Origin of the sequence: Streptomyces sp. CWNU-52B (genome assembly GCF_047444975.1) — a bacterium.
Taxonomy (GTDB): Bacteria; Actinomycetota; Actinomycetes; order Streptomycetales; family Streptomycetaceae; genus Streptomyces.
Genome location: NZ_JBLFJV010000001.1, coordinates 150,885 through 176,373, shown reverse-complemented (window position 1 = coordinate 176,373; position 25,489 = coordinate 150,885). Strand labels below are relative to the sequence as shown.

19 protein-coding genes are annotated in these 25,489 nt (G+C 71.7%); 9 read left to right on the top strand and 10 right to left on the bottom strand.

What is annotated here, in order from left to right; genetic code table 11:
• Positions 1-142 precede the first annotated feature (142 nt).
• The 4 genes from ACLVWQ_RS00735 (at position 143) to ACLVWQ_RS00720 (ending at position 3,752) form a co-directional block, all read left to right on the top strand.
• Positions 143-679, top strand: a complete 537-nt coding sequence (locus ACLVWQ_RS00735) for an HNH endonuclease (RefSeq protein ID WP_414106069.1) — start codon at positions 143-145, stop codon at positions 677-679.
• 218 nt (positions 680-897) lie between these two features.
• Positions 898-1,227 carry a hypothetical protein gene (locus ACLVWQ_RS00730; protein ID WP_414106068.1) on the top strand — a complete coding sequence of 110 codons (330 nt, stop codon included), beginning with the start codon at positions 898-900 and terminating at the stop codon, positions 1,225-1,227.
• Positions 1,227-3,368, top strand: coding sequence for a 4-alpha-glucanotransferase (gene malQ, locus ACLVWQ_RS00725; RefSeq protein ID WP_414106067.1), 2,142 nt, complete (start codon positions 1,227-1,229; stop codon positions 3,366-3,368). Before ACLVWQ_RS00730 ends, malQ begins: the two co-directional genes overlap by 1 nt.
• Before the next feature lie 78 nt (positions 3,369-3,446).
• Positions 3,447-3,752 carry a hypothetical protein gene (locus ACLVWQ_RS00720; protein WP_414106066.1) on the top strand — a complete coding sequence of 102 codons (306 nt, stop codon included), beginning with the start codon at positions 3,447-3,449 and terminating at the stop codon, positions 3,750-3,752.
• A gap of 452 nt (positions 3,753-4,204) precedes the next feature.
• On the opposite strand, the gene pepN (ACLVWQ_RS00715) is transcribed toward ACLVWQ_RS00720, so the two are convergent.
• Positions 4,205-6,802: an aminopeptidase N gene (gene pepN, locus ACLVWQ_RS00715; protein ID WP_414106065.1), complete on the bottom strand. Its 2,598-nt coding sequence runs from the start codon at positions 6,800-6,802 to the stop codon at positions 4,205-4,207.
• Between the two features lie 377 nt (positions 6,803-7,179).
• Positions 7,180-8,205: an aspartate-semialdehyde dehydrogenase gene (locus tag ACLVWQ_RS00710; RefSeq protein ID WP_414106064.1), complete on the bottom strand. Its 1,026-nt coding sequence runs from the start codon at positions 8,203-8,205 to the stop codon at positions 7,180-7,182.
• 215 nt (positions 8,206-8,420) lie between these two features.
• On the opposite strand from ACLVWQ_RS00710, the gene ACLVWQ_RS00705 reads away from it, so the two are divergent.
• Both ACLVWQ_RS00705 and ACLVWQ_RS00700 read left to right on the top strand, forming a co-directional pair.
• Positions 8,421-8,987 carry an RNA polymerase sigma factor gene (locus ACLVWQ_RS00705; protein ID WP_414106063.1) on the top strand — a complete coding sequence of 189 codons (567 nt, stop codon included), beginning with the start codon at positions 8,421-8,423 and terminating at the stop codon, positions 8,985-8,987.
• 1 nt (position 8,988) lies between these two features.
• On the top strand, positions 8,989-9,876 hold the full coding sequence (locus ACLVWQ_RS00700) for a hypothetical protein (RefSeq protein ID WP_414106062.1): 888 nt from the start codon (positions 8,989-8,991) through the stop codon (positions 9,874-9,876).
• Positions 9,877-9,945: 69 nt separating this feature from the next.
• Here the strand turns inward: ACLVWQ_RS00700 and ACLVWQ_RS00695 are convergent, their stop codons facing one another.
• On the bottom strand, positions 9,946-13,251 hold the full coding sequence (locus tag ACLVWQ_RS00695; RefSeq protein ID WP_414106061.1) for a S8 family serine peptidase: 3,306 nt from the start codon (positions 13,249-13,251) through the stop codon (positions 9,946-9,948).
• Positions 13,252-13,551: 300 nt separating this feature from the next.
• Between ACLVWQ_RS00695 and ACLVWQ_RS00690 the strand changes: the two genes are divergently transcribed.
• Positions 13,552-14,031, top strand: a complete 480-nt coding sequence (locus ACLVWQ_RS00690) for an NUDIX hydrolase (protein ID WP_414106060.1) — start codon at positions 13,552-13,554, stop codon at positions 14,029-14,031.
• Between the two features lie 233 nt (positions 14,032-14,264).
• Positions 14,265-16,028 (top strand): TIGR03767 family metallophosphoesterase, encoded by a 1,764-nt coding sequence (locus tag ACLVWQ_RS00685; RefSeq protein WP_414106059.1) that lies wholly within the window; start codon positions 14,265-14,267, stop codon positions 16,026-16,028.
• 9 nt (positions 16,029-16,037) lie between these two features.
• On the opposite strand, the gene ACLVWQ_RS00680 is transcribed toward ACLVWQ_RS00685, so the two are convergent.
• Positions 16,038-17,060 carry a hypothetical protein gene (locus tag ACLVWQ_RS00680; protein WP_414106058.1) on the bottom strand — a complete coding sequence of 341 codons (1,023 nt, stop codon included), beginning with the start codon at positions 17,058-17,060 and terminating at the stop codon, positions 16,038-16,040.
• Between the two features lie 369 nt (positions 17,061-17,429).
• Positions 17,430-20,045, bottom strand: coding sequence for an aminopeptidase N (pepN, locus tag ACLVWQ_RS00675; RefSeq protein ID WP_414106057.1), 2,616 nt, complete (start codon positions 20,043-20,045; stop codon positions 17,430-17,432).
• A 188-nt stretch (positions 20,046-20,233) separates the two neighbouring features.
• On the opposite strand from pepN (ACLVWQ_RS00675), the gene ACLVWQ_RS00670 reads away from it, so the two are divergent.
• Positions 20,234-20,902 (top strand): DsbA family protein, encoded by a 669-nt coding sequence (locus tag ACLVWQ_RS00670; RefSeq protein WP_414106055.1) that lies wholly within the window; start codon positions 20,234-20,236, stop codon positions 20,900-20,902.
• 15 nt (positions 20,903-20,917) lie between these two features.
• On the opposite strand, the gene ACLVWQ_RS00665 is transcribed toward ACLVWQ_RS00670, so the two are convergent.
• The 5 genes from ACLVWQ_RS00665 to ACLVWQ_RS00645 all read right to left on the bottom strand — a co-directional run bounded on the left by ACLVWQ_RS00665 (position 20,918) and on the right by ACLVWQ_RS00645 (position 25,257).
• Entirely contained in the window at positions 20,918-21,130 is a 213-nt protein-coding gene (locus tag ACLVWQ_RS00665; RefSeq protein ID WP_414106054.1) for a hypothetical protein, read from the bottom strand.
• 334 nt (positions 21,131-21,464) lie between these two features.
• Positions 21,465-22,382, bottom strand: a complete 918-nt coding sequence (locus ACLVWQ_RS00660; RefSeq protein ID WP_414106052.1) for a TauD/TfdA dioxygenase family protein — start codon at positions 22,380-22,382, stop codon at positions 21,465-21,467.
• Between the two features lie 162 nt (positions 22,383-22,544).
• Entirely contained in the window at positions 22,545-23,312 is a 768-nt protein-coding gene (locus tag ACLVWQ_RS00655) for an ABC transporter ATP-binding protein (protein WP_414106051.1), read from the bottom strand.
• Positions 23,288-24,184, bottom strand: coding sequence for an ABC transporter permease (locus ACLVWQ_RS00650; protein ID WP_414106050.1), 897 nt, complete (start codon positions 24,182-24,184; stop codon positions 23,288-23,290). The genes ACLVWQ_RS00655 and ACLVWQ_RS00650 overlap by 25 nt, the downstream gene beginning before the upstream one ends.
• Positions 24,185-24,189: 5 nt before the next feature.
• Complete coding sequence (locus ACLVWQ_RS00645) at positions 24,190-25,257, bottom strand: ABC transporter substrate-binding protein (protein WP_414106049.1); 1,068 nt, start codon at positions 25,255-25,257, stop codon at positions 24,190-24,192.
• Positions 25,258-25,489: the final 232 nt, after the last annotated feature.

Genomic DNA, 25,489 nt, shown 5'->3' with positions numbered 1-25,489 from the left:
ACGTGGGGATAAGAAGGTGTGGTCGAAAACACTCCCAGCCCGTTACCGGGACATGGTGGCGCTTCCACCAGGCATGAGGGGAGACTGACTACAGATCGTCCCGGCGCGAGCCACGCGCCGCCGGCGTACAAGGAGGCCATCCGTGCCGCATGTCCTGGTCCTCAACGCGTCGTACGAGCCCCTCGGCGTCGTACCGCTCCGCCGCGCGCTCGTCCTCGTCCTTGAGAACAAGGCTGTCTCTCTAGAGGAATCCGGCGCCTTCATGCACAGCGCGACCGTCACTGTCCCCGCTCCCAGCGTGGTCCGGTTGAAGAGGTTCGTGCGGGTCCCGTACCGAGGGCCCGTCCCGCTGACCCGCCGGGCGCTGTTCGCCCGGGACGGCGGCCGGTGCATGTACTGCGGTGGCGTCGCAACCAGCGTCGACCACGTCGTCCCGCGCAGCCGCGGCGGTCAGCACGCCTGGGACAACGTGGTGGCGTCCTGCCGCCGCTGCAACCACACGAAGGCCGACCGCCACCTGGTCGAGATCGGCTGGCGCCTGCGCCACAAACCGGCCCCGCCGTCGGGGCTCGCCTGGCGCATCATCGGGACCGGACACAGGGATCCACGGTGGCTGCCCTACCTGCAGCCGTACGGCGCGGAGGACGCGATGGCTCGGATCGACGGCATTTCAGCCTGACGATCCGAGCCTTCGTCTTGCCCGCCTCCCACCGGCGATCGGAGGACCACCGGGTGGGGGCGGTCGCGCACGGTGGTCGGGCAGGCGCTCTTGGTGAAGGCGGGTATCCGGGACAGAATGTGAGCAGGCACACGTTGTCCGAGCCGTCACGTCTGCGGGCGCGCCCTCTGGGTAGGGGCTGCCCTGACCCAGCCCGCACGACCACCAAGGAGGCCCCCGTGGCCGCATCGGCACAGCTTCTGCTCTCGGCCCTCTCCAAACGTCCGGCGGACGTGCCCGCCGAACCCGCATCCCACCGCGCATCCGAATCCGGCTCCAGCCACGGCTCCAGCTACGACTCCGGTTACGGGTCCGACCTCGACCCGCACTACTGCGTCTTCAGCGCCGAGGGCTCCTGCGCCGAGGCGCCGCTCACCAGCGAGCCGCCGCTGCCCGACGCCGCTCCCCTCACCAGCGAACCCCCTCTTGCCGACGCCGCGCCCCTGACGAGCGAGCCGACCTCCACCGGGGCCGCCGCAGGACTGGACCCCTACCCCTCGGGAGTCTGATGCCGCTCTCCCGGCTCGCCGACCTGCACGGCGTCGCCACGTCCTACAGCCCGTCACCGGGCCGCACGGTCGCCGCCTCGGACACGGCGGTCGTCGCCGTCCTCGCCGCGCTGGGCGTCGCCGCGGGGACGCCGGACGCCGTCCGCGCCTCCCTCGCCGCCCGCGAGGCGGAACTCCGGGAACGGCTGCTGCCGCCGACTGTGGTGTGTTGGACCGGTACTGGTACCGGTACCAGTACCGAGGGCGATACCGGGGGCGTTACCGGGAGCGGCCCCTCCTCGCTCGGCTCCGCCCTCGCCGCGCTGCCCGCCGGGACCCGGTTGCGGGTCCTGACCGAGCAGGGGGAGACCCTGACCTCCGTCGAGCGGCTGCCGCTCGGCGTGCACGAGCTGGTGGCCACCGCCCCGGACGGGCGTACCGCGCGGGCCCATCTCGTCGTCGCCCCGACGAGACTGCCCGCGCCCCCCGGACGGACGTACGGGCTGCTCGTGCAGGTCTACTCGCTGCTCTCCCGGCGCTCCTGGGGCATGGGCGACCTCGGGGACCTCGCCGAACTGGCCGCCTGGGCGGGGCGTGCCCTCGGCGCCGGGTTCGTCCAGGTCAACCCGATGCACGCGGCCGTGCCCGGCGCGCCCACCGATCCCTCCCCGTACCGGCCCTCCTCGCGCCGCTACCCCGACCCCGTCTACCTGCGGGTCGAGGACGTCCCCGAGTTCGCGTACGTCGACGAAGGCGACCGCGACCGGGTGCGGCCGCTGCTGGAGCGGGCCGGGCGGCTGCGCGCGGCCGTGCTCGACAAGGGCGCGCTGATCGACCGCGACGCCGTGTGGGAGCTGAAGCGCGAGGCACTGGAACTGGTCCGCGAGGTGCCGCTCGGGCCCGGACGCCGGGCCGCCTACTGCGACTTCCTCGCCGAGGAGGGCCAGGCCCTGGAGGACCACGCCACCTGGTACGCGCTCGCGGAGGTGTACGGCTCCGACTGGACGCGGTGGCCGCGCGGCCTGCGCGACCCCCGCTCGGCCGCCACCGCCCGCGCCCGCGTCGAGTTGCTGGACCGCGTCGACTTCCACAGCCGCCTCGCCTGGCTGACCGACGCCCAACTCGCCACCGCCCAGCGCGGCGCCCGTGACGCGGGCATGGCGGTCGGGCTCGTGCACGACCTCGCCGTGGGCGTCCACCCGGGCGGCGCTGACGCCTGGGCGCAGCAGGAGTACTTCGCGGCCGGCATGTCGGTCGGCGCGCCCCCGGACGCGTTCAGCGTGCAGGGCCAGGGCTGGGGGCTGCCGCCCTGGCGCCCGGACCGCCTCGCCGAGTCCGGCTACGCCCCGTTCCGCCGCCTCCTGCGCGCCCTGTTCCGGTACGCGGGCGCTCTGCGTATCGACCACGTCATGGGGCTCTTCCGGCTCTGGTGGATCCCGCAGGGCCGCCCGGCCACCGAGGGGACGTACGTCCGTTACGACGCCGAGGCCATGCTCGCCGTCCTCGCCCTGGAGGCCTCCCGCGCCGGGGCCCTGGTGATCGGCGAGGACCTCGGCACCGTCGAGCCCGGTGTGCGCGAGACCCTCCAGGAGCACGGGGTGCTCGGCACCTCCGTCCTCTGGTTCGAGCGCGACTGGGACGGCACGGGCCTGCCGCTGCAGCCCGAGCAGTGGCGCGCCGACTGCCTCGCCACCGCCACCACCCACGACCTGCCGCCCACCGCGTCCCGGCTCACCGGCGACCACGTCGAACTCCGCGACCGCCTGGGCCTGTTGACCCGCCCGGTGGGGGAGGAACGGGCCGAGGCCGCCGCGGACGTGGGGGAGTGGCTGGCGCTGCTCGCCCGGCTCGGACTCCTCCAAGGGGCGGCGGGCGGGGTCTCGGAGCAGTCGGAGGAGGCCGAGATCCAGGCCGTGCACCGGTTCCTGCTGAGCACGCCCGCCCGCCTGGTCGGCGTCTGGCTCCCGGACGCCGTCGGCGACCGCCGCCCGCAGAACCTGCCGGGTACCTGGGACCAGTACCCCAACTGGCGCCTGCCGGTCGCCGACGCCGAGGGCCGCCCCGTCACGCTGGAGGAACTCGCCGCCTCACCACGGCTGCACGCCCTCATCGAGGTGGTGCGCGAAGGCCGTACGCCCGGCGGACCCGAGCCCGCCGCCTGACGTCCGCGACGTGAGGTCCGGAACCTCGTAGGGCACCCCGGGCGCGCGGCCTCGACGGGAGTTCGCTACGTTTGCACCGTGGACAAGAAGAACGCCCTGCGCGCCGGCGCCCTGGCTTCCGGTACGACGCTGATGATGCTGCTGATGTCGTCCCCTGCCCTCGCGGTGACGCGCGACGACGGCGACGACCCGGGTCCGGGGTTGAGCGTCATCGAGACGCTGGGCCTCTATGTGGTCGCGCCGATCGCGCTGTTCCTGCTGATCGCCGGCCTGGTCTGGGTCCTCGACGGGTCGTCGGACCGCCAGCCGAGGCGCAAGCCCGGCGGCAAGGGCCAGGCCCAGGGGAAGATGCAGGGCAAGGACCAGGTGCACGCCTCGTCCTGACCTCGGTCCCCGCCGAGTTCCGGTCAGCGTCCCACGCCGAATTCTCTTTCGAGGGCACCGTCCTCGGTCCCGTACGACATCAGTCGCGTACGGGACCGAGGACGGTGCCCTCGTCGTGTTCCGGCGCGGTCACCCGGGCGGGCGGCCGATGACCACGGCACCGCGGAAGCCGTCCCCCGAGTCCGCCGCGTCCGCCGAGCCGCCGCGGGAGGTCGACGGGGGTCGACGGGGTGTCGGCGCCCGAGCCGTCCCCGCGGGTTCGGCGATTCGCCGCGCGCTCCCACGGAAACGACGACGCTCTTCGCAGGGTCACCTGCTGCTTCACCCTCCGTCCCGTACGCCGGAAGGGCGCCCGGCGAGACACCGGACGCCCTCCCCCCGCGGTTCACCGGCCGGTCGCCCGCCGCGCACCGCGCGGGCCGGCGGGGGCCGTCACCACCGCTACGTACCGCCTACTCCGCGGCCGGTGACGCCGCCGACGCCGCCGCGTCCGCCGCCTGCGCCTTCAGCGCGCGCTCGACACCGGAGCGGGACTCCGAGATCAGCCGCCGCAGCGCCGGGCTCGGCTCGGCCGAGGCCAGCCACGCGTCCGTCTTCGCCAGGGTGTCCGCGGAGACCTGGACCGACGGGTAGAGGCCGACCGCGATCTGCTGGGCCATCTCGTGCGAACGCGAGTCCCAGACGTCCTTGACCGCCGCGAAGTACTTGTCCGTGTAAGGGGCGAGCAGCTCCCGCTGGCCGGTCTGCGTGAAGCCGCCGATCACGGCCTCCTGCACGGCGTTCGGCAGCTTGTCGGACTCCACGACCGACGCCCAGGCCTCCGCCTTCGCCTCCTCGGTCGGGCGGGCGGCACGGGCACTGGCCGCGTGGCGCTCACCGGCGGCGGTCCTGTCCCGCTCGTACTCGCTGGTGATCTCGGCGTCGTCGAAACGGCCCACCGCCGCGAGCCGCTGCACGAACGCCCACCGCAGCTCGGTGTCGACGGCCAGACCCTCGATGGTCTCCCGCCCGTCGAGCAGGCCCTCCAGGAGGTCCAGCTGCTCCGGCGTACGGGCCGTCGCCGCGAAGGCGCGCGCCCAGGCCAGCTGGTGGTCGCCGCCGGCCCCGGAGGACCGCAGATGGGCCAGCGTGGCGTCCGTCCAGCGGGTCAGCAGCGCCTCGCGGGCGTTCGGGTCGGCGTACAGCTCGATCGCCGTCTTCACCTGGCGGTGCAGCGACTGCACGACGCCGATGTCCGACTCCTTGCCGATGCCGGCCAGGACGAGCGCGAGGTAGTCGCGGGTGGCCAGCTCGGCGTCCCGGGTCATGTCCCAGGCCGAGGCCCAGCACAGGGCGCGCGGCAGGGAGGCCTCGAAGTCGCCGAGGTGCTCGGTGACGAAGGCGAGGGACTGCTCGTCGAGCCGGACCTTGGCGTAGCTGAGGTCGTCGTCGTTGAGCAGGATCACGGCCGCGCGCTGCTTGCCCACCAGCTCGGGCACGGCGGTCAGTTCGCCGTCCACGTCCAGCTCGACGCGCTCGCCGCGCACCAGCTTGCCGCTGGCGTCGTCCAGGTCGTACAGGCCGACCGCGATGCGGTGCGGGCGCAGCGTCGGCTCGCCCTTCGCGCCGGCGGGCAGGGCCGGGGCCTCCTGGCGGATCGCGAACGACGTGATGACACCGGCCGCGTCCGTCTCGATCTCCGGGCGCAGGACGTTGATGCCGGCCGTCTGCAGCCATTTCCGCGACCAGGTGCCCAGGTCGCGCCCGCTGGTCTCCTCCAGCGCGCCGAGCAGGTCGGACAGCTGCGTGTTCCCGAACGCGTGCGCCTTGAAGTACGCCTGCACGCCCCGGAAGAACTCGTCCGTGCCGACGTACGCCACGAGCTGCTTGAGGACGCTGGCGCCCTTCGCGTACGTGATGCCGTCGAAGTTGACGAGCACGTCGTCGAGGTCGTTGATCTCCGCCATGATCGGGTGGGTGGACGGCAGCTGGTCCTGCCGGTACGCCCAGGTCTTCATGGAGTTGGCGAACGTGGTCCAGGACTGCGGCCAGCGGGAGTCCGGGGCGTACGCCAGGCAGGCGATGGAGGTGTAGGTCGCGAACGACTCATTGAGCCACAGGTCGTTCCACCACTCCATCGTCACGAGGTCGCCGAACCACATGTGGGCCAGCTCGTGCAGGATGGTCTCGGCGCGAGTCTCGTACGCGGCGTCCGTCACCTTCGAGCGGAAGACGTACTGGTCGCGGATGGTCACCGCGCCCGCGTTCTCCATCGCGCCCGCGTTGAACTCCGGTACGAACAGCTGGTCGTACTTCTCGAAGGGGTACGCGTAGTCGAACTTCTCCTGGAACCACTCGAAGCCCTGGCGCGTGACCTCGAAGATCGCGTCGGAGTCGAGGAACTCGGCGAGCGAGGGCCGGCAGTAGATGCCCAGCGGCACGCTCTGCCCGTCCTTCTCGTACACGCTGTGCACCGAGTGGTACGGGCCGAGGATCAGCGCCGTGATGTACGTGGAGATCCTCGGCGTCGGCTCGAACCGCCAGACGTCGTCCTTGGGCTCCGGCGTCGGCGAGTTGGAGATCACGGTCCAGCCGCTGGGCGCCTTCACGGTGAACTGGAAGGTGGCCTTCAGGTCGGGCTGCTCGAAGCTCGCGAAGACGCGGCGCGCGTCCGGGACCTCGAACTGGGTGTAGAGGTAGGCCTGCTGGTCGACCGGGTCGACGAACCGGTGCAGTCCCTCACCGGTGTTCGTGTACGCGCAGTCGGCCACGACCCGCAGGATGTTGCGGCCCTCCAGGACGCCCGGGAGCGCGATCCGCGAGTCCGCGAAGACCTCGGCGGGGTCGAGGGGGTCGCCGTTGAGGACGACCTCGTGGACGGTCGGGGCCACCAGGTCGATGAAGGTGCCGACACCGGTCTCGGCGGAGTCGAAGCGCACCGTGGTCACGGACCGGTATGTGCCTCCCTCGCCCTGCGCGCCGGAGAGGTCGAGATCGATCTCGTACGAGTCAACGGTGAGCAGCTTCGCCCGCTGCTGCGCCTCTTCGCGGGTCAGGTTTGTGCCAGGCACGCGGTCATCTCCTCGTGATGGGTCAGTTGCGCCATCTTTCCACGGCGGGTGCGGGTCCGGTGGGGGCTGGGTGCGCAGTTCCCCGCGCCCCTTGAAGGCGGGGCTTCGCCCTCGCCTCTCGGGTCCGTTCGGTGGGTGCGGGTGGGGTGTGGCTGGTCGCGCAGTTCCTCGCGCCCCTTGGAGGCGGGGCTTCGCCCTCGCCTTCCCGGGCGTTCGGCGGGTGCGGGTCCGGTGGGGGCTGGTCGCGCAGTTCCCCGCGCCCCTGAAAAGCGGGGCTGCGCCCCTGCCTTTCAGCCCGTCCGGCGTTTGAGGACGAGCGCGTTCAGCGCGATGCGGGGGTCTGGGGGCGGCAGCCCCCAGGAGACAGGGGCAGTCGGTCAGCTGAGTTCGGCTGCCACCAGCTCCGCGATCTGCACCGCGTTCAGCGCAGCGCCCTTGCGGAGGTTGTCGTTCGAGACGAACAGCGCCAGACCGTGCTCCACTGTCTCGTCCGCGCGGATCCGGCCGACGAAGGACGGGTCCTGGCCCGCGGCCTGCAGCGGCGTCGGGATCTCCGAGAGCGCGACCCCCGGGGCCCCGGCCAGCAGCTCCGTCGCCCGCTCCACGCTCAGCGGCCGCGCGAACCGGGCGTTGACCTGGAGCGAGTGGCCCGAGAAGACGGGCACGCGGACACAGGTGCCGGAGACCTTGAGGCCCGGGATCTCCAGGATCTTGCGGGACTCGTTGCGGAGCTTCTGCTCCTCGTCGGTCTCGTTCAGGCCGTCGTCCACGAGGGAGCCGGCCAGCGGGACGACGTTGAAGGCGATGGGCCGCTGGTAGACCTCGGGCGCGGGGAAGTCGACCGCGGAACCGTCGTGGGTCAGCCGGTCCGCGTCGGCGACGACCTTCTGCGCCTGGCCGTGCAGCTCGGCGACACCGGCGAGACCGGAACCGGAGACCGCCTGGTAGGTGGCGACGACGAGGGCCTCCAGGCCGGCCTCCTGGTGGAGGGGCTTCAGGACGGGCATCGCGGCCATGGTCGTGCAGTTCGGGTTGGCGATGATCCCCTTGGGCCGGTCCGCCACGGCGTGCGGGTTGACCTCCGAGACGACCAGCGGGACCTCGGGGTCCCGGCGCCACGCGGAGGAGTTGTCGATCACGACGGGGCCCTGCGCGGCGACCTTCTCGGCGAGGGCCCTGGACGTGGCGCCGCCCGCGGAGAACAGCACGATGTCGAGGCCGGAGTAGTCGGCGGTGGCCGCCTCCTCCACCGTGACCGGGGCGCCCTTGTAGTCGATCGTCGAACCGGCCGAACGGGCCGAGGCGAACAGCCGCAGCGTCTCCACCGGGAAGTCACGCTCGGCGAGGATCCTCAGCATGACCGTGCCGACCTGACCGGTGGCTCCGACGATTCCTACCTTCACAGCGACTCCCTCTTGCCTGTCCGATTGCCTGATCGCTCGCCTGGTGGTTCGCCCGCGTGATCGCCCGCGCGTCACCGGCCAGCGTTTCCATCATGCGTCTCACCCGGGCCCGCGTGTCCAATCCTTTGCCCGCGAAGTGAGACGTTCCGCACCCCGGGCGAACGTTTTCAGGGCCACCGGCGTCGTAGAGGAAACGCGGTGAGGGGAGGGTGGCTGTGCTGCGCAGAAAAGCCCGCCGCGTCCAGGGGGTCGGGGAGAAGGCCGGGAGAACGGCCGGGAAAGCACCTGACGACCCTCTGGACGCGGCACAGGAACGCCGGGTGCGGGCGGTGCTCGCGCTCGGCGGGGTGCCGCAGGCGGACCTGCCGGACGGGGTGCAGCAGGTCCGTCTGCGGCTGCTGGAGCGGGCGGCGAGCGGGGCCGAGGCGCCGCGTGACGTGTCGGCGTGGGCGGCGGTCGTCGCCTCGAACCTGGCCATGGACTGGCACCGGGCCAGGCGCCGGCAGGAACGGATCGGTGAACGCCTGGCCTCGCTGCGGCCCGCGGAGTACGCCGTGGCCGGCTCGGGCGAGGACACCAAGGTGCTGTCGCTCGCGGTGGCCCAGGGCCTGGACGAGCTGCCCGACGCCCAGCGGCAGATCCTCGTGCTGCGCTTCTACGCCGACCTGCCCGTCCGCGGGATCGCCGAGCAGCTCGGCATCCCGGAGGGCACGGTCAAGAGCAGGCTGCACTCGGCGGTCCGCGCGCTGCGCTCCCGCCTGCACGAGGACGAGGTGGTGTGACATGCCCGAGTACGGAGGAGCCGAGTACCGAGGAACCGAGTACGAGGGAGTCGACGCGCTGCTGGCCGCGCTCACGGACGAACCCCTCCCCGAAGGGGCCAGGGACGACGCGGAGTTCATGGCGGAGCACCGGTCGGCGGTCGCGGACGTGGCCCTCATCGGGGAACAGCTGCGGATCATGGGCGACACCCTGGCCACCGAGACACCGGAGCCGCTCCGGGACCCCCGACCGCTCCGGGACCCGAAACCGAGCAGGGACCCGAAGACGTCCAGGGACCCGAAGCCGTCCAGGGACCCGAAGCCGTCCAGGCCGGCGAAACCGAGCAGGCCGTTCCAGACCCCCTGGTACCGGCGCCCCGCGGGCCTGGCACTCGGCACCCTCGTCGTGGCGGCGGGTTCGGTGCTGCTCGGCGGGACGGTGTGGCTGGGTGTGCAGGGCGGCGCCGGCGGCACGGGGGCCAGTGACGATTCGGCCTCCTCGAAGCGGGAGGCCGGGGCGGCCGACTCGGGCGACACATCGGCGCAGTCGCCCGAGACACGCCTGGCCTGCTCGAAGGTCCTCGTGGAGGGGACGGTGCTGAGCGTCGGGCCGGTCGTCGACGGGAACGTACGCGTCGAGCTGAAGGTGAAGCGCTCCTACCGGCCCGAGCGATCAGTGCGGGACCACCCGACGGTCACCGTCACCCTGGCGGCGAGCGCGCGCGAGGACCTGAAGGCCGGCACGTACATGCTGGTACGGGTGCCGGTGTTCGCGCAGGACCGGCAGGACTGGGAGACCGGTCCGGGGGTCGCCGACGCCCGCGAGGAGATCCTCAGGGCGCTGCCGGGGGCCCGCGGCATGGAGTGCGCGGGCCCGAGCGGAGATCCGTCGGAACCGGCCGGCGGATGACGCAAAGGGCGGGCGCCCGGTTCGACCGGACGCCCGCCCTGCTCAGTCTGCCGAAGGGTCTGCCGAAGGCTACGGCGTGACCTTCTCGATCAGCACGCTGCCCGATCCGGCCACGGTGCCCCGCGCGTTCACGAGCTGCACCCGCCCGAAGAACGTACGGCCCTCCGGGGGCGTCGCGCTCGCGACGACCTCGGCGGTGACCGACGCTGAGGCCCCGGTCGCGAGCTTCACGGGAGTCGCGTCGACCTCGATCCGCCCGAGCGAGGGCGCGAAGTACACGTCGAGGTAGTCGTACGCGGTCGTGCCCGCCGGGACGGAGTAGCCGGCGACCTCCACGGTGTACGTGCCGGCCGCGGGCGACGCGACGGAGACGGCCTCCTCGGAGTCACCGTCCGCGGACTGGCCGACCAGGTTGCCCTGCGCGTCGTAGACCGCGAGGTCGAGGTCGGCGGCGGCGTCCGAGACGTTGCCGATGCTCACGTCGAGCGAACCGGCGCCCGCGGGCACCTCCACCGTGGTGGTGTCCGTGGCGCCCTCGGCGATGGTCGGCCGGGTGCTCTTGGACGAGCCGAGCGGGCCGCCCTCCAGCGAACCGTCGATCGGGCCGAGCTTGTTCGTCACCTTCCAGGAGGCCGGGGTCGGCGTACCGATCCTGGCCTCGGGGACGGTCACGACCGCCGGGTCGAAGTCGGCGCCGAGGACCGCGACGTCCAGCTTGTACGGGTTGTCGAGCAGCGGCGACGTACGGCGCGACTCGACCTCGATCTCCCAGACGCCCGGCTGCGGGTCGCTGTAGGACCGCAGGTCGGGGCGGCAGCCGTTGCCGTCGAGGTAGTTGCTGTAGCAGTACGGCGTCGAGGTGTTGTCGACCGGCACGCCGTACGGGTGGATGGCGATGAACCGGGTCTGGCTCAGGCCCTTCAGCCCGCCGAGCGCGATCTCCAGGTTCCTGGCGCCCTCGGGGACGGTCACGAAGTACGAGGTGGTGGAGTTGCGCTGCACCTTGCCGGACGCCGAGTAGGTGTACTTCAGCGGGGCGGAGACCACCACGGTGGTGAGGACCTGCTTGTCGACGCCCTCGGTGCGCGGGTCGTCGACCTCCAGGATCGCGCTGCTCAGACCGGCGTTCTTCGCCTGGGCCGCGATCTTCACCGTCACCGGCTCGTTCAGCGGCAGCGAGATCTTGTCACTGCCGACGATCCGGAACGTCTTGTCCTGGTTGTTCGCCAGGTGCAGCTCGTGCCGGATCGCGCGGTCGGCACCGGTGGTACGGGTCAGGGTGACGTCGTACGTCTTCTTCTGGCCCTTCTTGAGGCCGCCCTCGCGGTCGTACAGGCCCGTGCCGAAGCCCGGGGTCTTCAGCGCGAAGTCGATCGCGGTGTCGACCGGCGCCTTGACGGCGTACTCGTGGGCGGTGGCGCCGTCACGGATCGAGTCCCAGGCGTCGGGGATGTCGATGAGGCCCGCGCCCTCCGCGTACGCCTGCGTGCCGCTGATGTGGTCGGCGGTGGACGTCAGCGCGGTGCGGAGCGTGGCCGGCGTCAGGTCCAGGTGCTTCTGCTTCGCCGCGCTGAGCAGCAGCGCGGACGCGCCCGCGGCCTGCGGGGACGCCATCGAGGTGCCCTGGAGCATCGAGTAGCCGGGCGGCAGGGAGTAGCCCGCCTCGGCGACCGGGCCGCCGGGGAACCAGGTCTGCGTGGTGTTGATGGCGGCGCCGGGAGCGGTCAGCGTCGGGGTGAAGCCGCCGTCCTCACGCGGTCCGCGCGAGGAGAAGGGCAGCATCGCGTACTTCTTCTGCACCGCCGAGCCGTAGTTGGCGGCCCAGGTCTCCTTGGAGATGGACGCGCCGACCGAGATGACCTTGTCGGCCAGGCCGGGGTCGCCGATCGTGTTGGCGCCGGGGCCGGAGTTGCCGGCCGAGATCACCAGCTGCACGCCGTAGGTGTCGATGAGGCGCGTGTAGAGCTCGGCGCGCGCGTTGTTGCCGTCGTTGAGGGAGGGCAGGCCGCCGATCGACATGTTCACGATGTCGACGCCGCGGTTCGCGACGAGGTCGATCATGCCCTCGGTGAGCGCGACGTTCGTGCAGCCGCCGCTCCAGGTGCAGGCGCGCGAGGAGACGATCTTCGCGCCGGGCGCCGCGCCGTTCATCTTGCCGCCGAACAGCTTGTTGGCGGCGGTGATGCCGGCGACGTGCGTGCCGTGCTCGGACTCGATGATGCCGATGTTGACGTAGTCGGACTTCTTGCCGACCCAGTCGCCGCCCAGCGGGTCCATCGGGACGTCCTTGCGGATCTCCACGACGAACGGCACCCGCTCGGCGATCTCCGTCGCCGGGTCGTCGGTGCCGAAGTAGCCGATCCGGTAGCCGTCCTTGTACGGCTTCATCGGGGTGTCGTCCGTGAAGTCGTTGTTGTCGTTCAGGTCGACGCGGACGGTCCCGGCGGCGGCGTCGTAGAGGACGCCCCAGCTGTCGGTGGTGTCGCCGTCGCGGTTCAGGTCGCCGTTCGCGTCGCCGCCGGTGGACGCGGACTCGCGGAAGCGGCTGACCGCGTAGTCACCGGCCGGGGCCTGCCAGGTCTCACCGTCGAAGGTGAAGACGGGGCCCGAGCGGGCGTTGACCATGGCGCGCCAGGTCGCGTCGCCGTCGACGATCGGGTCGGTCGAGGTGACCCAGTCGACGATCTTGCGCTCGCCGGTCGTGGTCTTCTGCAGCGCGGGGTGCGCCACGTCGACACCGGAGTCGAGGATGCCGATGGTGACACCGCGGCCGTCGGCCTTCGGGTGGTCCTTCACGAAGTCGATGGCGCCCGTCTCGAAGGACGGGTTGTACGGGTTCTCGGCGGGCGTCTTCTTGCTCGGCGCCGGGTACGTGGCCGCGGTCGGGGCCTTCTTGGCGCCCTTGGCGGTGTCCGCGGCCGGGGTCGGGTCGTCCAGCTCGATCTCCTGGCGCAGGTCGATGCCGTGCACGGAGGGGAGCTTGGCGGCCGCCTCGATGGCGGCGGAGGCCCGGCCGGTCGGGAGGGTCGCGCGGACGTAGCCGAGCTTGTCGTAGGTGCGGCCCACGGAGCCGCCCTTCACCGCGTCCAGCTGCCCCGCGACCTGCTCGGTCTGCCCGGGGGCGGTGGCGATCATCATCGTGACGTTCTTGGCGCCGTCCGCCTTCGCCTGTGCGAGGAGGTCGGCGTCGGCCGAACCGAGCTTGCCGCTCGCGGACTTGACGGCCGCGTCGGCGGGTGTGCCCGGGTCGTCGGCGGAGAAGGCCATGGGTATGGGCCCCGCCGCGGAGAGGGCGGCCACGAGACCGGCGGCCACGGCTATGCGTGCCGCGCGTCTCGCGCCGCTGATCGGAGCGCGCTGAGAGGTGAGGGTCATCAGCATCCTTGGAGGTAAAGGAGAAGTCCGTGGGAAGTTCGCGGGAAGTTCGTGCACGATCAGACGGATCGATCGTGTCGGTCCGGAATGTGTACCCGGATGACCGCTCAGCTTTACGTAAGAGACGGATGTTTGGGGAGAGCTGACCGTGGCGTGAGGTGCCCATGGCGTAATTCCGCCATACGTCACCGCGTCGATCTCCGGCCAAACCGGGACGTGCTCCCACCGGGCAGGGCCGTGTTCCCGGGCGGGCGGGACGCGCGGCGCCCCTGCCGCGGTGTCCTGTCGTACCGTCTGGCCATGCACAAGGAGCTGAGGGTGGCGGCGTACGCCATCTGTGTGAGGGACGAGCGGATACTGCTCGCGCGCTGGGTGGCACGGGACGGCGGCAAGCGCTGGACACTGCCCGGCGGCGGCATGGACCACGGCGAGACCCCGTACGACACCGTGATCCGCGAGGTCGAGGAGGAGACCGGCTACGCGGTCGAACCGGTCGCCCTGCTGGGCGTCGACTCGATCCGCCGCACCCACCCCCGCCGCCTCGGCGGCACCGTCGACTTCCAGGGGCTGGGCATCGTCTACGAGGCCCGCGTCACCGGCGGTGAACTCCGCTACGAGACCGACGGCTCCACCGACATGGCGGCCTGGCACCCGCTCGACGAGGTGCCCGGCCTCGACCGGGTGGGACTCGTCGACGTCGGACTCGCGCTGTGGCGGGAGCGGCCCGCGGACGGCCGACCGACGAAGGCCCCCGAGGGCGCCGAGGGGGCCGGGAGTTAGGTCCCCTACCCAGCGAAGTGAACACGGAGTGACCGCCCCGCCTCGGTTGCGCGAGGGCTCGGTGGACGCGGAGGGTAGTCCAAGATCGACGTACGGTGATCGGCGCTGCCCGTTGCCGTCCAGTTAACGCACAGGCCATCCCCGATGCCAACCATCCAGTATGAGCGGGAAGTTCGCGTGAGCGAACCGCCCGCGACCACTGCCGACGCGTTCGCACTCGGGGAGACCGCGCCATGTCGCGCATACGCTCTGTCGCCACCTCCACTGTCCGTGACCGCCGCGCCTTCCTGGCCGCCACCGGGGCGGTGTCCCTCTCCGCGGGCATCGGCTTCGCGCTGCGGCCGGGGACCAGCGAGGCCGCCACCGACACCGCCGCCACCACTCAGGGCCGGCCCGTGGCCGTCTCCCGCAGGGCGCCGGCCGCGCCCCTGGCCCCGTACACCCGGGGCACCACCCTCTCCTCCATCGCGACCGCCCACCCCGGCTCCGGGTACCGGCGGCTCGGGGACGGGCCCGCCTGGTCGCGCGTCGTCCGCGGCGACCTCGCCGAGCCCAGGGCCGGCCGGGGCGAACGGCGCACCGCGCTCGCCGCGTTCGTGCAGTTCACCGACCTGCACCTGGTCGATGTCCAGCACCCGCTGCGGTACGAGTACCTGCGCGCCCAGACCTCCAGCGCCTGGCGCCCCCAGGAGTCCCTGTCGGTGGCCGGCGCGGTCTCGCTCGTCGAGCGGGTCAACGCGCTGCGCGGAGCCCCCGTCACCGGATCCCCGCTGCACTTCGTGATGACCACCGGCGACAACACCGACAACAACGCCAAGACGGAACTCGACTGGTTCCTCAAGGTGATGAGCGGTGGCCGCATCACCCCCAACTCCGGCGACCCGGCCCGCTACGAGGGCGTCCAGAACAGCGACCTCAAGCTGTACTGGCAGCCCGAGGCGGCCCTGCGTGACGCCGACAAGCAGCTCGGTTTCCCGCGCGTCGACGGGTTCCTCGCCGCCGCGATCCGCGAACTGCGCAGCCCCGGCCTCAACCTGCCCTGGTACTCCACGGTCGGCAACCACGACTCCCTGCCCGGCGGCTGCTACGCGCCCGGCGACTCCTTCTTCGCCGAGTTCGCGGTCGGGGGCAAGAAGCTGATGACGCTCGACGGGGCGGTGGGCACCGCCCTCTGGAAGAACGTCAAGAAGGGCGGCGACCCCAAGGGCGCGGACTTCAAGGCGATGCTCACGTCCCAGACGCGCAAGCTGCGTCCGGTCACCCCGGACGAGGCCCGCGCGCCCTTCACCCCGACCGAGTACCTCCAGGCCCACCTCGACCCGGCGCACGTCGGCGTGGGGCCCGTCGGGCACGGCTACTCGCAGGCCAACCTCGCCGCGAAGACCCAGTACTACACGTTCCGGATCGCCGAGGGCCTGCTCGGGGTCAGCATCGACACCACCGACCCGGGCGGCCACTACGAGGGCTCGATCGGCACCGCCCAACTGCGGTGGCTGGAGCGCACCTTGAAGGCGGCCGAGAAGAACAAGGAACACGTCGTCGTCTTCAGCCACCACACCAGCAAGACGATGCGCAACCTCCGCGAGGACCCGGCGCACCCGGGGGAGCAGCGGCACGGCGGCGGCGAGGTCCTCTCCGTGCTCGGCGCCCACCGCGCGGTGCTCGCCTGGGTGAACGGCCACAGCCACAAGAACGACATCACCCCGCACGCCGGACCGGACGGCCGCTCCTTCTGGGAGGTCTCCACCGCCTCGCACGTCGACTTCCCGCAGCTCGCCCGGGTGATCGAGGTCGTCGACAACCACGACGGCACGCTCTCGCTGTTCACCACGCTCATCGAGTCCGCGGCCCCGCACGACACGGACTTCGAGGACCTCTCCCAGACGGGTCTGGCCGCCCTGTACCGCGAACTCTCCTTCAACGCCCCGGGCGCCCGCACGGATCTGAGCGGCGACGCGGTGGACCGCAACACGGAACTGATCCTGAAGAAGGGCTGAGCCACCGGCCTAACGGGGCACCACGACGACGTAGGCGGCCGGATCGCGGTCGCCCGACGCCATCAGGGCCGTCCGTACGACGACGGCCTGCTGCTCCATCGCGTCCCGCAGCTTCTTCGGCGTGACCTGGACGACGGTGATGCCGAGGCGCTCCAGGTGCTCGCGCTTGTGGGCGTACTTCGACCACGTCGCGTCGTCGTCCTGACGCGGGGCCCGGGTGTCGAGTTCGAGGGCGACGGCCTGGTCGGGCCAGTACGCGTCGAGGCCGCCGAGGACCGGGCCGCCGGGCAGCCGGAGGTCGACGTTCCAGACCGGGTCGGGCAGCGCGTGTTCCGCGACCATCCGGTAGAGGCGGTCCTCGGCGACGGCACGGCCCTCCGCGAGGAGGGCGTCGACCGCGTCCACCACGTGCGGCCGGCTCAGCAGCCGGGCCCGAGCCAGCTCCCGTACGACCGCCGCAGGTTCGCAGTGTCCGCCGCGGACCGCCTCGGTGAGCAGCAGGCGTACGGCTCCGGCGTCCGAGATGCCGGCGACGGCGTCGGCCAGCGCACGCGGAACCGGCGCCACCGGGACGCCGCCGATCTGCTCGGGCTCCGGCATGTCCGGCGTACGGACGATCCGGACGCGGCCCGTCGACCGCAGCCGGCGCAGCCGCGGGACGAGGACGTCGACGCGGTCCAGGGACAGCAGCGCGGGAGCGGACGGGACGCGGTGCAGGGTGAGCGCGGCGAGACCGGTGATCAGCGCGTCGGGGTACCCGTGCGGGGCGTCGGGTTCCGCCGGTTCCGTGGCTGCGCACCGGGCCGCGTACGTGAGGGCTGCGTGCAGCAGTTCCTCACCGGTGGCGGGCCCGGGGCGGAGCAGGAAGACGCCGGGCAGGAGCTGCTGCCAGGAACCGCCGGGCCGGCACTGCGCGGTGATGTCGGCGGCGCTCACGCCCCGCGACCGCAGTTGCGCGGTGGTGAGGATGCGCTGCTGGATGTCGGACAGGTGCCGCAGAGGCCGGGGGGAGAGCGGGGTGTCGTGGTTCATGACCTCGAATGTCCCGCTCCCGATCCCCCGCCTAACCGCTGTTACACGCCCGTCGAGAGACCAGGACAACCCCGCCCTAAAGTCCCCCACCCACCCTGCCGAAACCCCCTGGTCCGAACGGGGTAACGGCACCGATCACCCGAATCCCGTAACTGTCACGAAAGCAACCCAAGTCAACCGCAAGGGCCCCATCACCCATTAGAGGAGACGACAGGAGACCCCGGGGCGCGGGGAACGGTGCAGTCCTTTTGGCTTTGAGGGGCGCGGGGAACGGCGCGATCTTTTCGCTTTTCAGGGGCGCGGGGAACTGCGCGACCAGCCCCCACCCACCCGCACCCGACAACGCACCGCACCGCACCCCGGACCGGCTCAGGCAGACGCCCCCGCGTCACACGCCTGCCCCCGAAGAGCCCGCGCCAGATCGTCCCGCGCCTCCAGCACCAGCCTCCGAAGCGCCGGCGCGGCCTCCCCCCGAGAGGAGAGCCACGCGTCCGCCGCTGCCACCGTCCCCGGAGAATCCTGCAACGAGGGGAACAACCCCCTCACCACATCCATCCCGATCTGGATCGACCGCTCCTCCCACACCCGCTCGATCGCCTCGAAGTACTTCGTGGCGTACGGCGCGGTCAACTCCCGGTGCGACGCCTGCGCGAACCCCGCGATCGTCGCCTCGGCCAGCGCGTTGGACAGCGAGTCCGACTCGACCACGGTCGCCCACGCCTGCGCCTTGACCGCCGCCGAGGGCCGCGCCGCCAGACACCGCACCTGATGCCGCTTGCCGGACGCCGTGTCGTCCCGGGCCAGCTCGGCGCGGAGCGCACCCTCGTCAGCGACCCCGTGCGCGGCGAGCGGTTCCAGGAACGCCCAGCGCAGCTCCTGGTCGACCTCAAGACCGTCGATCTTCTCCGTGTCCTGCAACAGCCCCTCCAGCAGCCGGAGATCGGCCTCGCCCGCCGCCACCGCCGCGAAGAAACGCGCCCAGGTCAGCTGGTGCTGGCTGCCGGGCTCGGCGGCCCGCAGCTCCCGCAGCGCGCCCTCGGCGAGCAGCCGCCCACCGGTGGCCCGCCACTCGGGCGCCGCGTAGAAGGTGAGCGCGGAGTTCGCCCAGGCGTGCAGCGTCTGGAGCACGCCGATGTCCGACTCGCGGCCCGCGAAGCGCAGCACCAGACCGACGAAGTCCCGCGCGGGCATGAGCCCGTCCCGGGTCAGGTTCCACAGCGCCGACCAGCACAGGGCGCGGGCGAGCGGGTCGGTGAGGTCACCGAGATGGGCGCGCAGCGTGTCCAGCGACCCCTCGTCGAAGCGGATCTTGCAGTACGTGAGGTCGTCGTCGTTGACGAGGACCAGCTCGGGGGCGTCGGCGCCGGCCAGCTCACCGACGACCGTACGCGGACCCTCGACGTCCACCTCGGCGCGCGCGTACCGCACGAGCGAACCGCCCGCGCCCGCCGTGCCGTCCGTGCCCGCCGTGCCGTCCGTGGACTCCCGCCGGTAGAGGCCGACCGCCACCCGGTGCGGCCGCAGTTCGGGATGCGACTCGGCCGCCTCCTGGAGGACCGCCAGTTCGGTGACGCGGCCCTCGGCGTCGAGGATCACCTGGGGCGTGAGGGAGTTGACGCCCGCGGTCTGCAGCCAGGACCGCGACCAGGCGGCCATGTCCCGCCCGCTCGTCTCCTCCAGGACCGACAGGAGGTCACCGAGGCGCGTGTTCCCGTACGCGTGCCGCTTGAAGTAGCGGCGGGCGCCCTCCAGGAACGCGTCCCGCCCGGCGTAGGCGACCAGCTGCTTGAGGACGGCGGCACCCTTGGCGTAGGTGATCCCGTCGAAGTTGAGCTTGGCGTCCTCCAGGTCACGGATGTCGGCCGTGATCGGGTGGGTGGAGGGCAGCTGGTCGGCGCGGTACGCCCACGCCTTGCGGTTGTTGGCGAAGGTGACCCAGCCGTCCGTGAAGCGGGTCGCCTCGACCATCGAGAACGTGCCCATGAAGTCCGCGAAGGACTCCTTGAGCCACAGGTCGTCCCACCACACCATGGTGACCAGGTCGCCGAACCACATGTGGGCCATCTCGTGCAGGATCACGTTCGCCCGGCGCTCGTACGACGCCCGGGTCACGTTGCCCCGGAAGATGTACTCCTCGCGGAAGGTCACACAGCCCGGGTTCTCCATCGCGCCGAGGTTGTACTCGGGCACGAACGCCTGGTCGTACTTCCCGAAGGGGTACGGGTAGTCGAAGTGGTCGTGGAAGAAGTCGAGCCCCTGCTTGGTCACGAGGAAGACGTCGTCGGCGTCGAAGTGCCGGGCGAGCCCCTTGCGGCACAGCGCGCCGAGCGGGATCTCCAGCCGGGTGCCGTCGTCCAGCACCCGCTCGTAGGAGTCGGTCACGTAGTGGTACGGGCCGGCGACGATGGCCGTGATGTACGTCGAGATGGGCTTCGTACCGGCGAACTTCCAGACCCCGTCGGTGAGCTCACCGACGCCGTTGCTCCACACCACCCAGCCCTCGGGGGCCCGCACCTCGAAACGGAAGGGGGCCTTGAGGTCGGGCTGCTCGAAGTTGGCGAAGACGCGGCGGGAGTCGGCCGGCTCGTACTGCGTGTAGAGATAGACCTCGCCGTCCTCCGGGTCGACGAAGCGGTGCATGCCCTCACCGGTGCGGCTGTACGCGCACTGGGCGTCGACCACCAGTTCGTTGTCCTCGGCGAGGTCCTCCAGGAGGATGCGGGAGCCGTCGAAGACCGCGCCCGGGTCGAGGTCCCTGCCGTTCAGCGAGACGGCCGTGACGCTCGGCGCGATCAGGTCCGCGAAGCTCGTGGCCCCCGGCTCGGCGCTGCGGAACCGGATGGTCGTCACCGACCGGAACGTCCGGGGCCCGGCGTCCGCCCCGCCGACCGCGGAGCGCAGGTCCAGGGACACCTCGTACTCCTCGACGGACAGCAGTGCTGCCCGCTCGCGGGCCTCGTCGCGGGACAGATTCTCACCGGGCACGGGCGGCACTCCCTCGTGGGTCATGGGTACGTGCGAAGGCACGTGTGAAAGTACGGGTGAACAGGACCGATCCTGCCATGCACCCCTGACACGGCACACCCGGGAATGGCAGGGGCGACCGATCGCGTTGGGCCTCTGAGACAGCACGCAGGGCTCCTGGCACCGACACACCCCTACCGAGGAGAACCATGTCCGAGCAGACCACCGTCACGACCTCCGCCAAGACTCCTGTCGACTTCTGGTTCGACCCGCTGTGCCCCTGGGCGTGGATGACGTCACGGTGGGTCCTGGAGGTCGAGAAGGTCCGGGACATCGAGGTGCGCTGGCACATCATGAGCCTCGCGGTACTGAACGAGCCGAAGCTGGACGAGCTCGACGACCACTACCGCGAGCTGCTGTCCACCAAGGCCTGGCAGCCGGTCCGCGTGGTGACCGCGGCCTGGCAGAAGCACGGCGCCGAGGTGCTCGGCCCGCTCTACACGGCGCTCGGCAACCGCATCCACAACGACGGCCAGGGCCCGACGAAGGAAGCGATCGCCGGCGCGCTCGACGAGGTCGGCCTCCCCGCGGACCTGATCGACTACGCGGACCAGGCCGACTTCGAGTTCGACACCGAGCTGCGCGCCTCCCACAAGGAGGGCATCGAGAAGGTCGGGCAGGACGTCGGCACGCCCGTCATCGCCGTCCCCGGTGAGGACGGCGAGCAGATCGCCTTCTTCGGCCCGGTCGTCACCCCGGCCCCCAAGGGCGAGGAGGCCGCCAAGCTGTGGGACGGCACGCTCCTGGTCGCCTCGGTCCCGGGCTTCTACGAGCTCAAGCGCACCCGCACGAAGGGCCCGGACTTCGGCAACCTCTGAGCGGACGGCGGCTCGTCAGGGCTCGGGCAGCTTCCTCGGCTTGTCGAACGGCGCCTTGTTGAGCCCCGTGCGCAGGGTGCCGCAGCCGGGAGCGACGCACGTGAAGAAGTCCCCGACGAACCGGCGGCCGGTGGCGCTCCGCACCTGCTGCTGCTCGTCCCTGGTCAGCGCGCGGTGGGGTTCTTCCCGGTTGCAGGTAATGCACCACATCATCCTGGAGTTCGGCATTCTGTAACCTTGCACCGGAATTCCGGGTACCGGCAGACCCCCGTAGGCCACCTGCCCACGGGGGTCTCTCGCTGAGTGCCGGGAGCCGGGAGAGCCCCCGCGAGTCACGTCCTCGCGGGGGCTCTCCTTCCAGCTCCCCGCCCGCGTGAAAGGTGAGAAGACGATCACGAGGCAGGGCGTTCCGGGCACAGCCTTCAGCTCTTATTGCAACTGACTTGCAAGTGCAGACTAACAGCAAGAGAGTGGTTTCCGCGTGCTCGAGCGCGCAAGAAGGGCCCTCGCGCGAACCGTCCTCCGCGCGAGGGCCCTTCCCTGACCGACGACCGCCCGCCGTCTAGGCGACCGGTGTGCGGACCGGTGGGTGGACCGGTGTGTAGTGCGACGCGTCGCCCGCGATCGAGTAGCTCTCCTTGCCCTCGATGCCGACCGGTACGTCACCGGCGACCGTCACCCGGTTCAGGCGGCGCGGCAGCCCGTCGTAGTTGTCGATGGCGTAGTGCTGGGTGATCCGGTTGTCGAACAGCACGAGCTGGTTCGGCGACCACCGGTGGCGCAGGACGTTCTCCGGCCGCACGACATAGCTCTGGAGCAGGTCGAGGACCTTGCGGGACTCGCTCACCGACAGACCGGCGATCCGCTGGGCGAAGCCGCCGATGAACAGCCCGCGCTCACCGGTCAGCGGGTGCACCCGGACCACGGGGTGGACGGTGCGGTACTTGATGGATGTGAACTGGGCCCGGTGGGCGGCCAGCCTCTCGTCGACCTCTTCCTCGGGCACCGCGTAGTCGTAGTCGTTGGTGTGCTCGGCCCACAGCGTGTCCGCGAGCAGGCGCAGGGGTTCGGGCAGACCGCGGTAGGCGGCGGCGGAACTGGCGATCAGCGTCTCGCCCCCGTACGGCGGGACGGTGATGCTGCGCAGGGTGCTGGCCTGCGGCGGGTTGAGGACGAACGTGACGTCGGTGTGCCAGTTGTTGGCGGCACGGCCGCGCTCGCTGTCCACGGGCAGCACGTTCGGGGCGCCGTCCACGGCGGGCACGGTCGGGTGGGCGGTGGTGAGGTCGCCGAAGTGCCGGGCGAAGGCCTGCTGGCCCTCGTCGTCCAGGTCGACGTCGTCGAAGACCAGCGCCTTGTGTTCGTCGAGGGCGGCGCGCAGGGCGGTGACGGTCTCGGCGTCGAGCGGCGCGGCGAGGTCGACGCCGGATATCCGCGCGCCGATCTTCGCGGTGACCTTGCGGATCTCGATGTCGGGCATGGAGGTTCCTCTCGGGTGCGGGTGCGGGTGCGGGTGCGGGTGCGGGTGCGGGTGCGGGTGCGGGATGGCAGGGGCGGGGCGGGGCGGGTCAGGTCGGGGAGCGGGTCTCGTGGGTGGCCGGTGTCCAGGAGGAGGGGGCCGAGTGCGGCCGTCGGCGCCGCCTCACCGGTGACCCTCCTGGCCCTTGCCGGCTCCTTGGTCCGGGTGGTCCTCCGTCACGCCGAGGGCGGCGAGCAGCCGCTCGCGGTACTCGCCGAGCAGCGGGTCGCGGTACGAGCGCGGGTGCGGCCGGTCGACGGCCAGGTCGAGGCCGATCCGCCCCTCGTCGAGTACGAGCACCCGGTCGGCCAGCACGATCGCCTCGTCCACGTCGTGCGTGACCAGGAGGACCGAGGGCCGGTGGCGCTCCCACAGCTCCCGCAGCAGAGCGTGCATCCGGATCCGGGTGAGCGCGTCCAGCGCGCCGAACGGCTCGTCGGCCAGCAGGAGTTCGGGCTCGCGGACCAGGGACCTGGCCAGTGCGGCCCGCTGGGCCTCGCCGCCGGACAGCTCGTTGGGCCAGGCCCGTTCGCGGCCCGCGAGGCCCACCTCGGCGAGGGCGGCGCGGCCCCTCTCGGCGGCCTGCTTTCCTTCGGTGCCGAGCAGGACGTTGTCGAGGACGCGGCGCCAGGGCAGCAGCCGGGAGTCCTGGAAGACGACGGACACCCGGTCGGGCGCGCTCAGCCGCCCGCTGCCGGTGACCTCGTGGTCGAGGCCGGCGATGGCGCGCAGCAGCGTGCTCTTGCCGGAGCCGCTGTGCCCGAGCAGGGCGGTGAGCTGTCCGGCGGGCAGGTCCAGGTCGACGTGGTCGAGGACGGTCCGGCCGTCGAAGGAGCGGGTCAGCCCCCGGAGCCGTACGGCGTGCGTCAGCTGTTCAGTGTGCGTCGCCATGACAGCACCCTCCGTTCGACGAGACGGACCGCGCTGTCGGAGGCCAGGCCGAAGACCCCGTAGATCAGCAGGCCGACGAGGATCACGTCGGTCTGCCCGTAGTTCTGGGCCTGGAACATCATGTAGCCCAGTCCGCTGGTGGCGTTGATCTGCTCCAGCACCACCAGTCCCAGCCAGGAGCCGGTGACGCCGAGCCGGAGTCCCACGAAGAACCCGGGCAGCGCGCCGGGAACGACGATCTCCCGGATGAAGCGGAACTTCGAAAGACCCTGGACCTCGGCGAGTTCGACGAAGCGGTGGTCGATGCCGGACAGTGCGGAGTACAGGTTCAGATAGATCGGGATGTAGACGACGATGGCGATGATCGCGACCTTGAAGGTCTCGCCGATGCCCAGCCAGAGGATGAACAGCGGGATCAGACCGAGGGTGGGGATCGCCCGGTTGAGCTGGACCGTCCCGTCGATCAGCGCCTCACCGACCCGGCTGAGCCCGGCCGTCAGGGCGAGGACCACCCCGGTGGTCAGCCCGAGCGCGAACCCGGAACCGGCGCGTCGCAGCGAGGTGAGGATGTCGGTGGACAGCGTGCCGTCGCTCCACAGCTGACCGGTGGTGCGCAGGACGGTCCAGGGCGCGGGGATCGCGTTCGGGTCCAGTCGCCCGGCCGCGGAGGCGACGGCCCAGACCACGACGAACAGGGCGGGGCCGATCAGCCGGGAGGCGGGCAGCCGCTTGCCGGGGGAGAGCGCGCGACGCCGCCCGGCCCGCCGGACCCCGGAAGCGCCGGGCGCGGCAGCGGAACCTCCGAGCGCCTCGGCCCCGGCTTCGGCTTCGGTGTCGGGGCCGACGGAGCCAGTGGTGGACGTGGTGGCCATCGTGCTCACCTCCGGTACTCGGCGGGGACGGCTTTCGCCGCGATGCCCTCGAAGCGGCGGTCGAAGAGCGAGTCGACCTTGAACGCCTTCACGAAGCCGCCCTCGGCCAGCAGGTCCGCGGTCTCCTGCTCCCACCTGACGGCCTCGTCCCAACGCGGCGGGAACAACGGCTTGTTGGCCAGCTCGGTGATCGCCTCGGCCTGGGGGAGCGTCAGGTTCTGCGTCTTGACGTAGAACTCCCTGTTCCAGTCGTCCGGATGCTCGTACGCCCACACCTGGCCCTGGGCCCACCGGGGGATGTACGCGGCGACAGCGGCCGCCTTCGCCCTGTCGGCCAGCACGGAGGTGGGCGCCCACAGCAGGCTGAGCAGGTCCACGACGTCGGTGGGGATGGTGTGGGCGCCCTTGGACCCGTACTGCTTGAGGTAGGCGGGCGACTGGCTGTTGGCCAGCGGGGCGACGTCCACCTGGCCCGACTGGAGCGCGGTGAGGAACTGGTTGCTGGTCAGCGGCACCAGGTCCACGTCGTCGTACGTGAACCCGGCCTGCTTGAGCGCCCGCAGCAGGACGACCCCCTGGGCCTGCCCCTGTGAGAAGGCCAGCTTCTTCCCCCTGAAGTCCTGGACCGACCGGATGTCGCTGCCGGGCTTGGTGGCGAAGAGGTAGTTGGGCTTGCGGGTGAGGTCGATCGCGACGATCTTCGCGTCGAAGCCCTGGTAGTACGCCTGGATGGGCGGGATGCCGGCGTTGTTGGCGAGGTCCAGGGACTTGGCCCGGAAGGCGTTGATGACATCGGGCCCCGCGCCGATGTTCGCCCAGGAGGACACCTCGAACGGCAGATCGGTCAGGCCGGCGAGCTTGAACTGCACCTGCTGGACGCCCTGATACGAGGAGATCTTGAGGCTCGTACCCGAGGGGACCTTGTTCGTCAGCGGAGCGGAGGTGTTCCCGGCGGCCCCGGTGTCGGCGGCGCTGCTGCCCGCACAGCCGCTGAGCCCGGCGGTGGCGGCGGCGCCGAGCAGGGAGGAGAGGAAGAGCCGCCGGTCGACTCCGGGCACGGAAGGAGGTGGCATGGGAGGACTCCCTGAATTCATGAGGTGGTTCACGGGGCCGTGCCGCGGAGGCGGGGGCAGGGGGCGGCAGGGCGCGTGAAACCAGGCAGGCGGAACCGGGGAAGCGAGAGGCGCACAGGAAAGGCGCACGCGCGGGGCGTGGCGGGGGCGACAGCGGGACGCGGCCGGGCGAACGGACGGCCCGGACGACTGGACGGCCGGACGCGGCCGGATCGTCGGTGGTCTGACGGAC

Excerpts from the sequence above, each read along its gene's own strand:
- malQ (WP_414106067.1), top strand. The coding sequence starts at position 1,227 with ATGCCGCTCTCCCGGCTCGCCGACCTGCACGGCGTCGCCACGTCCTAC.
- ACLVWQ_RS00700 (WP_414106062.1), top strand. The coding sequence starts at position 8,989 with ATGCCCGAGTACGGAGGAGCCGAGTACCGAGGAACCGAGTACGAGGGA.
- ACLVWQ_RS00695 (WP_414106061.1), bottom strand. The coding sequence starts at position 13,251 with ATGACCCTCACCTCTCAGCGCGCTCCGATCAGCGGCGCGAGACGCGCG.
- ACLVWQ_RS00690 (WP_414106060.1), top strand. The coding sequence starts at position 13,552 with ATGCACAAGGAGCTGAGGGTGGCGGCGTACGCCATCTGTGTGAGGGAC.
- ACLVWQ_RS00685 (WP_414106059.1), top strand. The coding sequence starts at position 14,265 with ATGTCGCGCATACGCTCTGTCGCCACCTCCACTGTCCGTGACCGCCGC.
- ACLVWQ_RS00680 (WP_414106058.1), bottom strand. The coding sequence starts at position 17,060 with ATGAACCACGACACCCCGCTCTCCCCCCGGCCTCTGCGGCACCTGTCC.
- ACLVWQ_RS00670 (WP_414106055.1), top strand. The coding sequence starts at position 20,234 with ATGTCCGAGCAGACCACCGTCACGACCTCCGCCAAGACTCCTGTCGAC.
- ACLVWQ_RS00665 (WP_414106054.1), bottom strand. The coding sequence starts at position 21,130 with ATGCCGAACTCCAGGATGATGTGGTGCATTACCTGCAACCGGGAAGAA.
- ACLVWQ_RS00660 (WP_414106052.1), bottom strand. The coding sequence starts at position 22,382 with ATGCCCGACATCGAGATCCGCAAGGTCACCGCGAAGATCGGCGCGCGG.
- ACLVWQ_RS00655 (WP_414106051.1), bottom strand. The coding sequence starts at position 23,312 with ATGGCGACGCACACTGAACAGCTGACGCACGCCGTACGGCTCCGGGGG.
- ACLVWQ_RS00650 (WP_414106050.1), bottom strand. The coding sequence starts at position 24,184 with ATGGCCACCACGTCCACCACTGGCTCCGTCGGCCCCGACACCGAAGCC.
- ACLVWQ_RS00645 (WP_414106049.1), bottom strand. The coding sequence starts at position 25,257 with ATGCCACCTCCTTCCGTGCCCGGAGTCGACCGGCGGCTCTTCCTCTCC.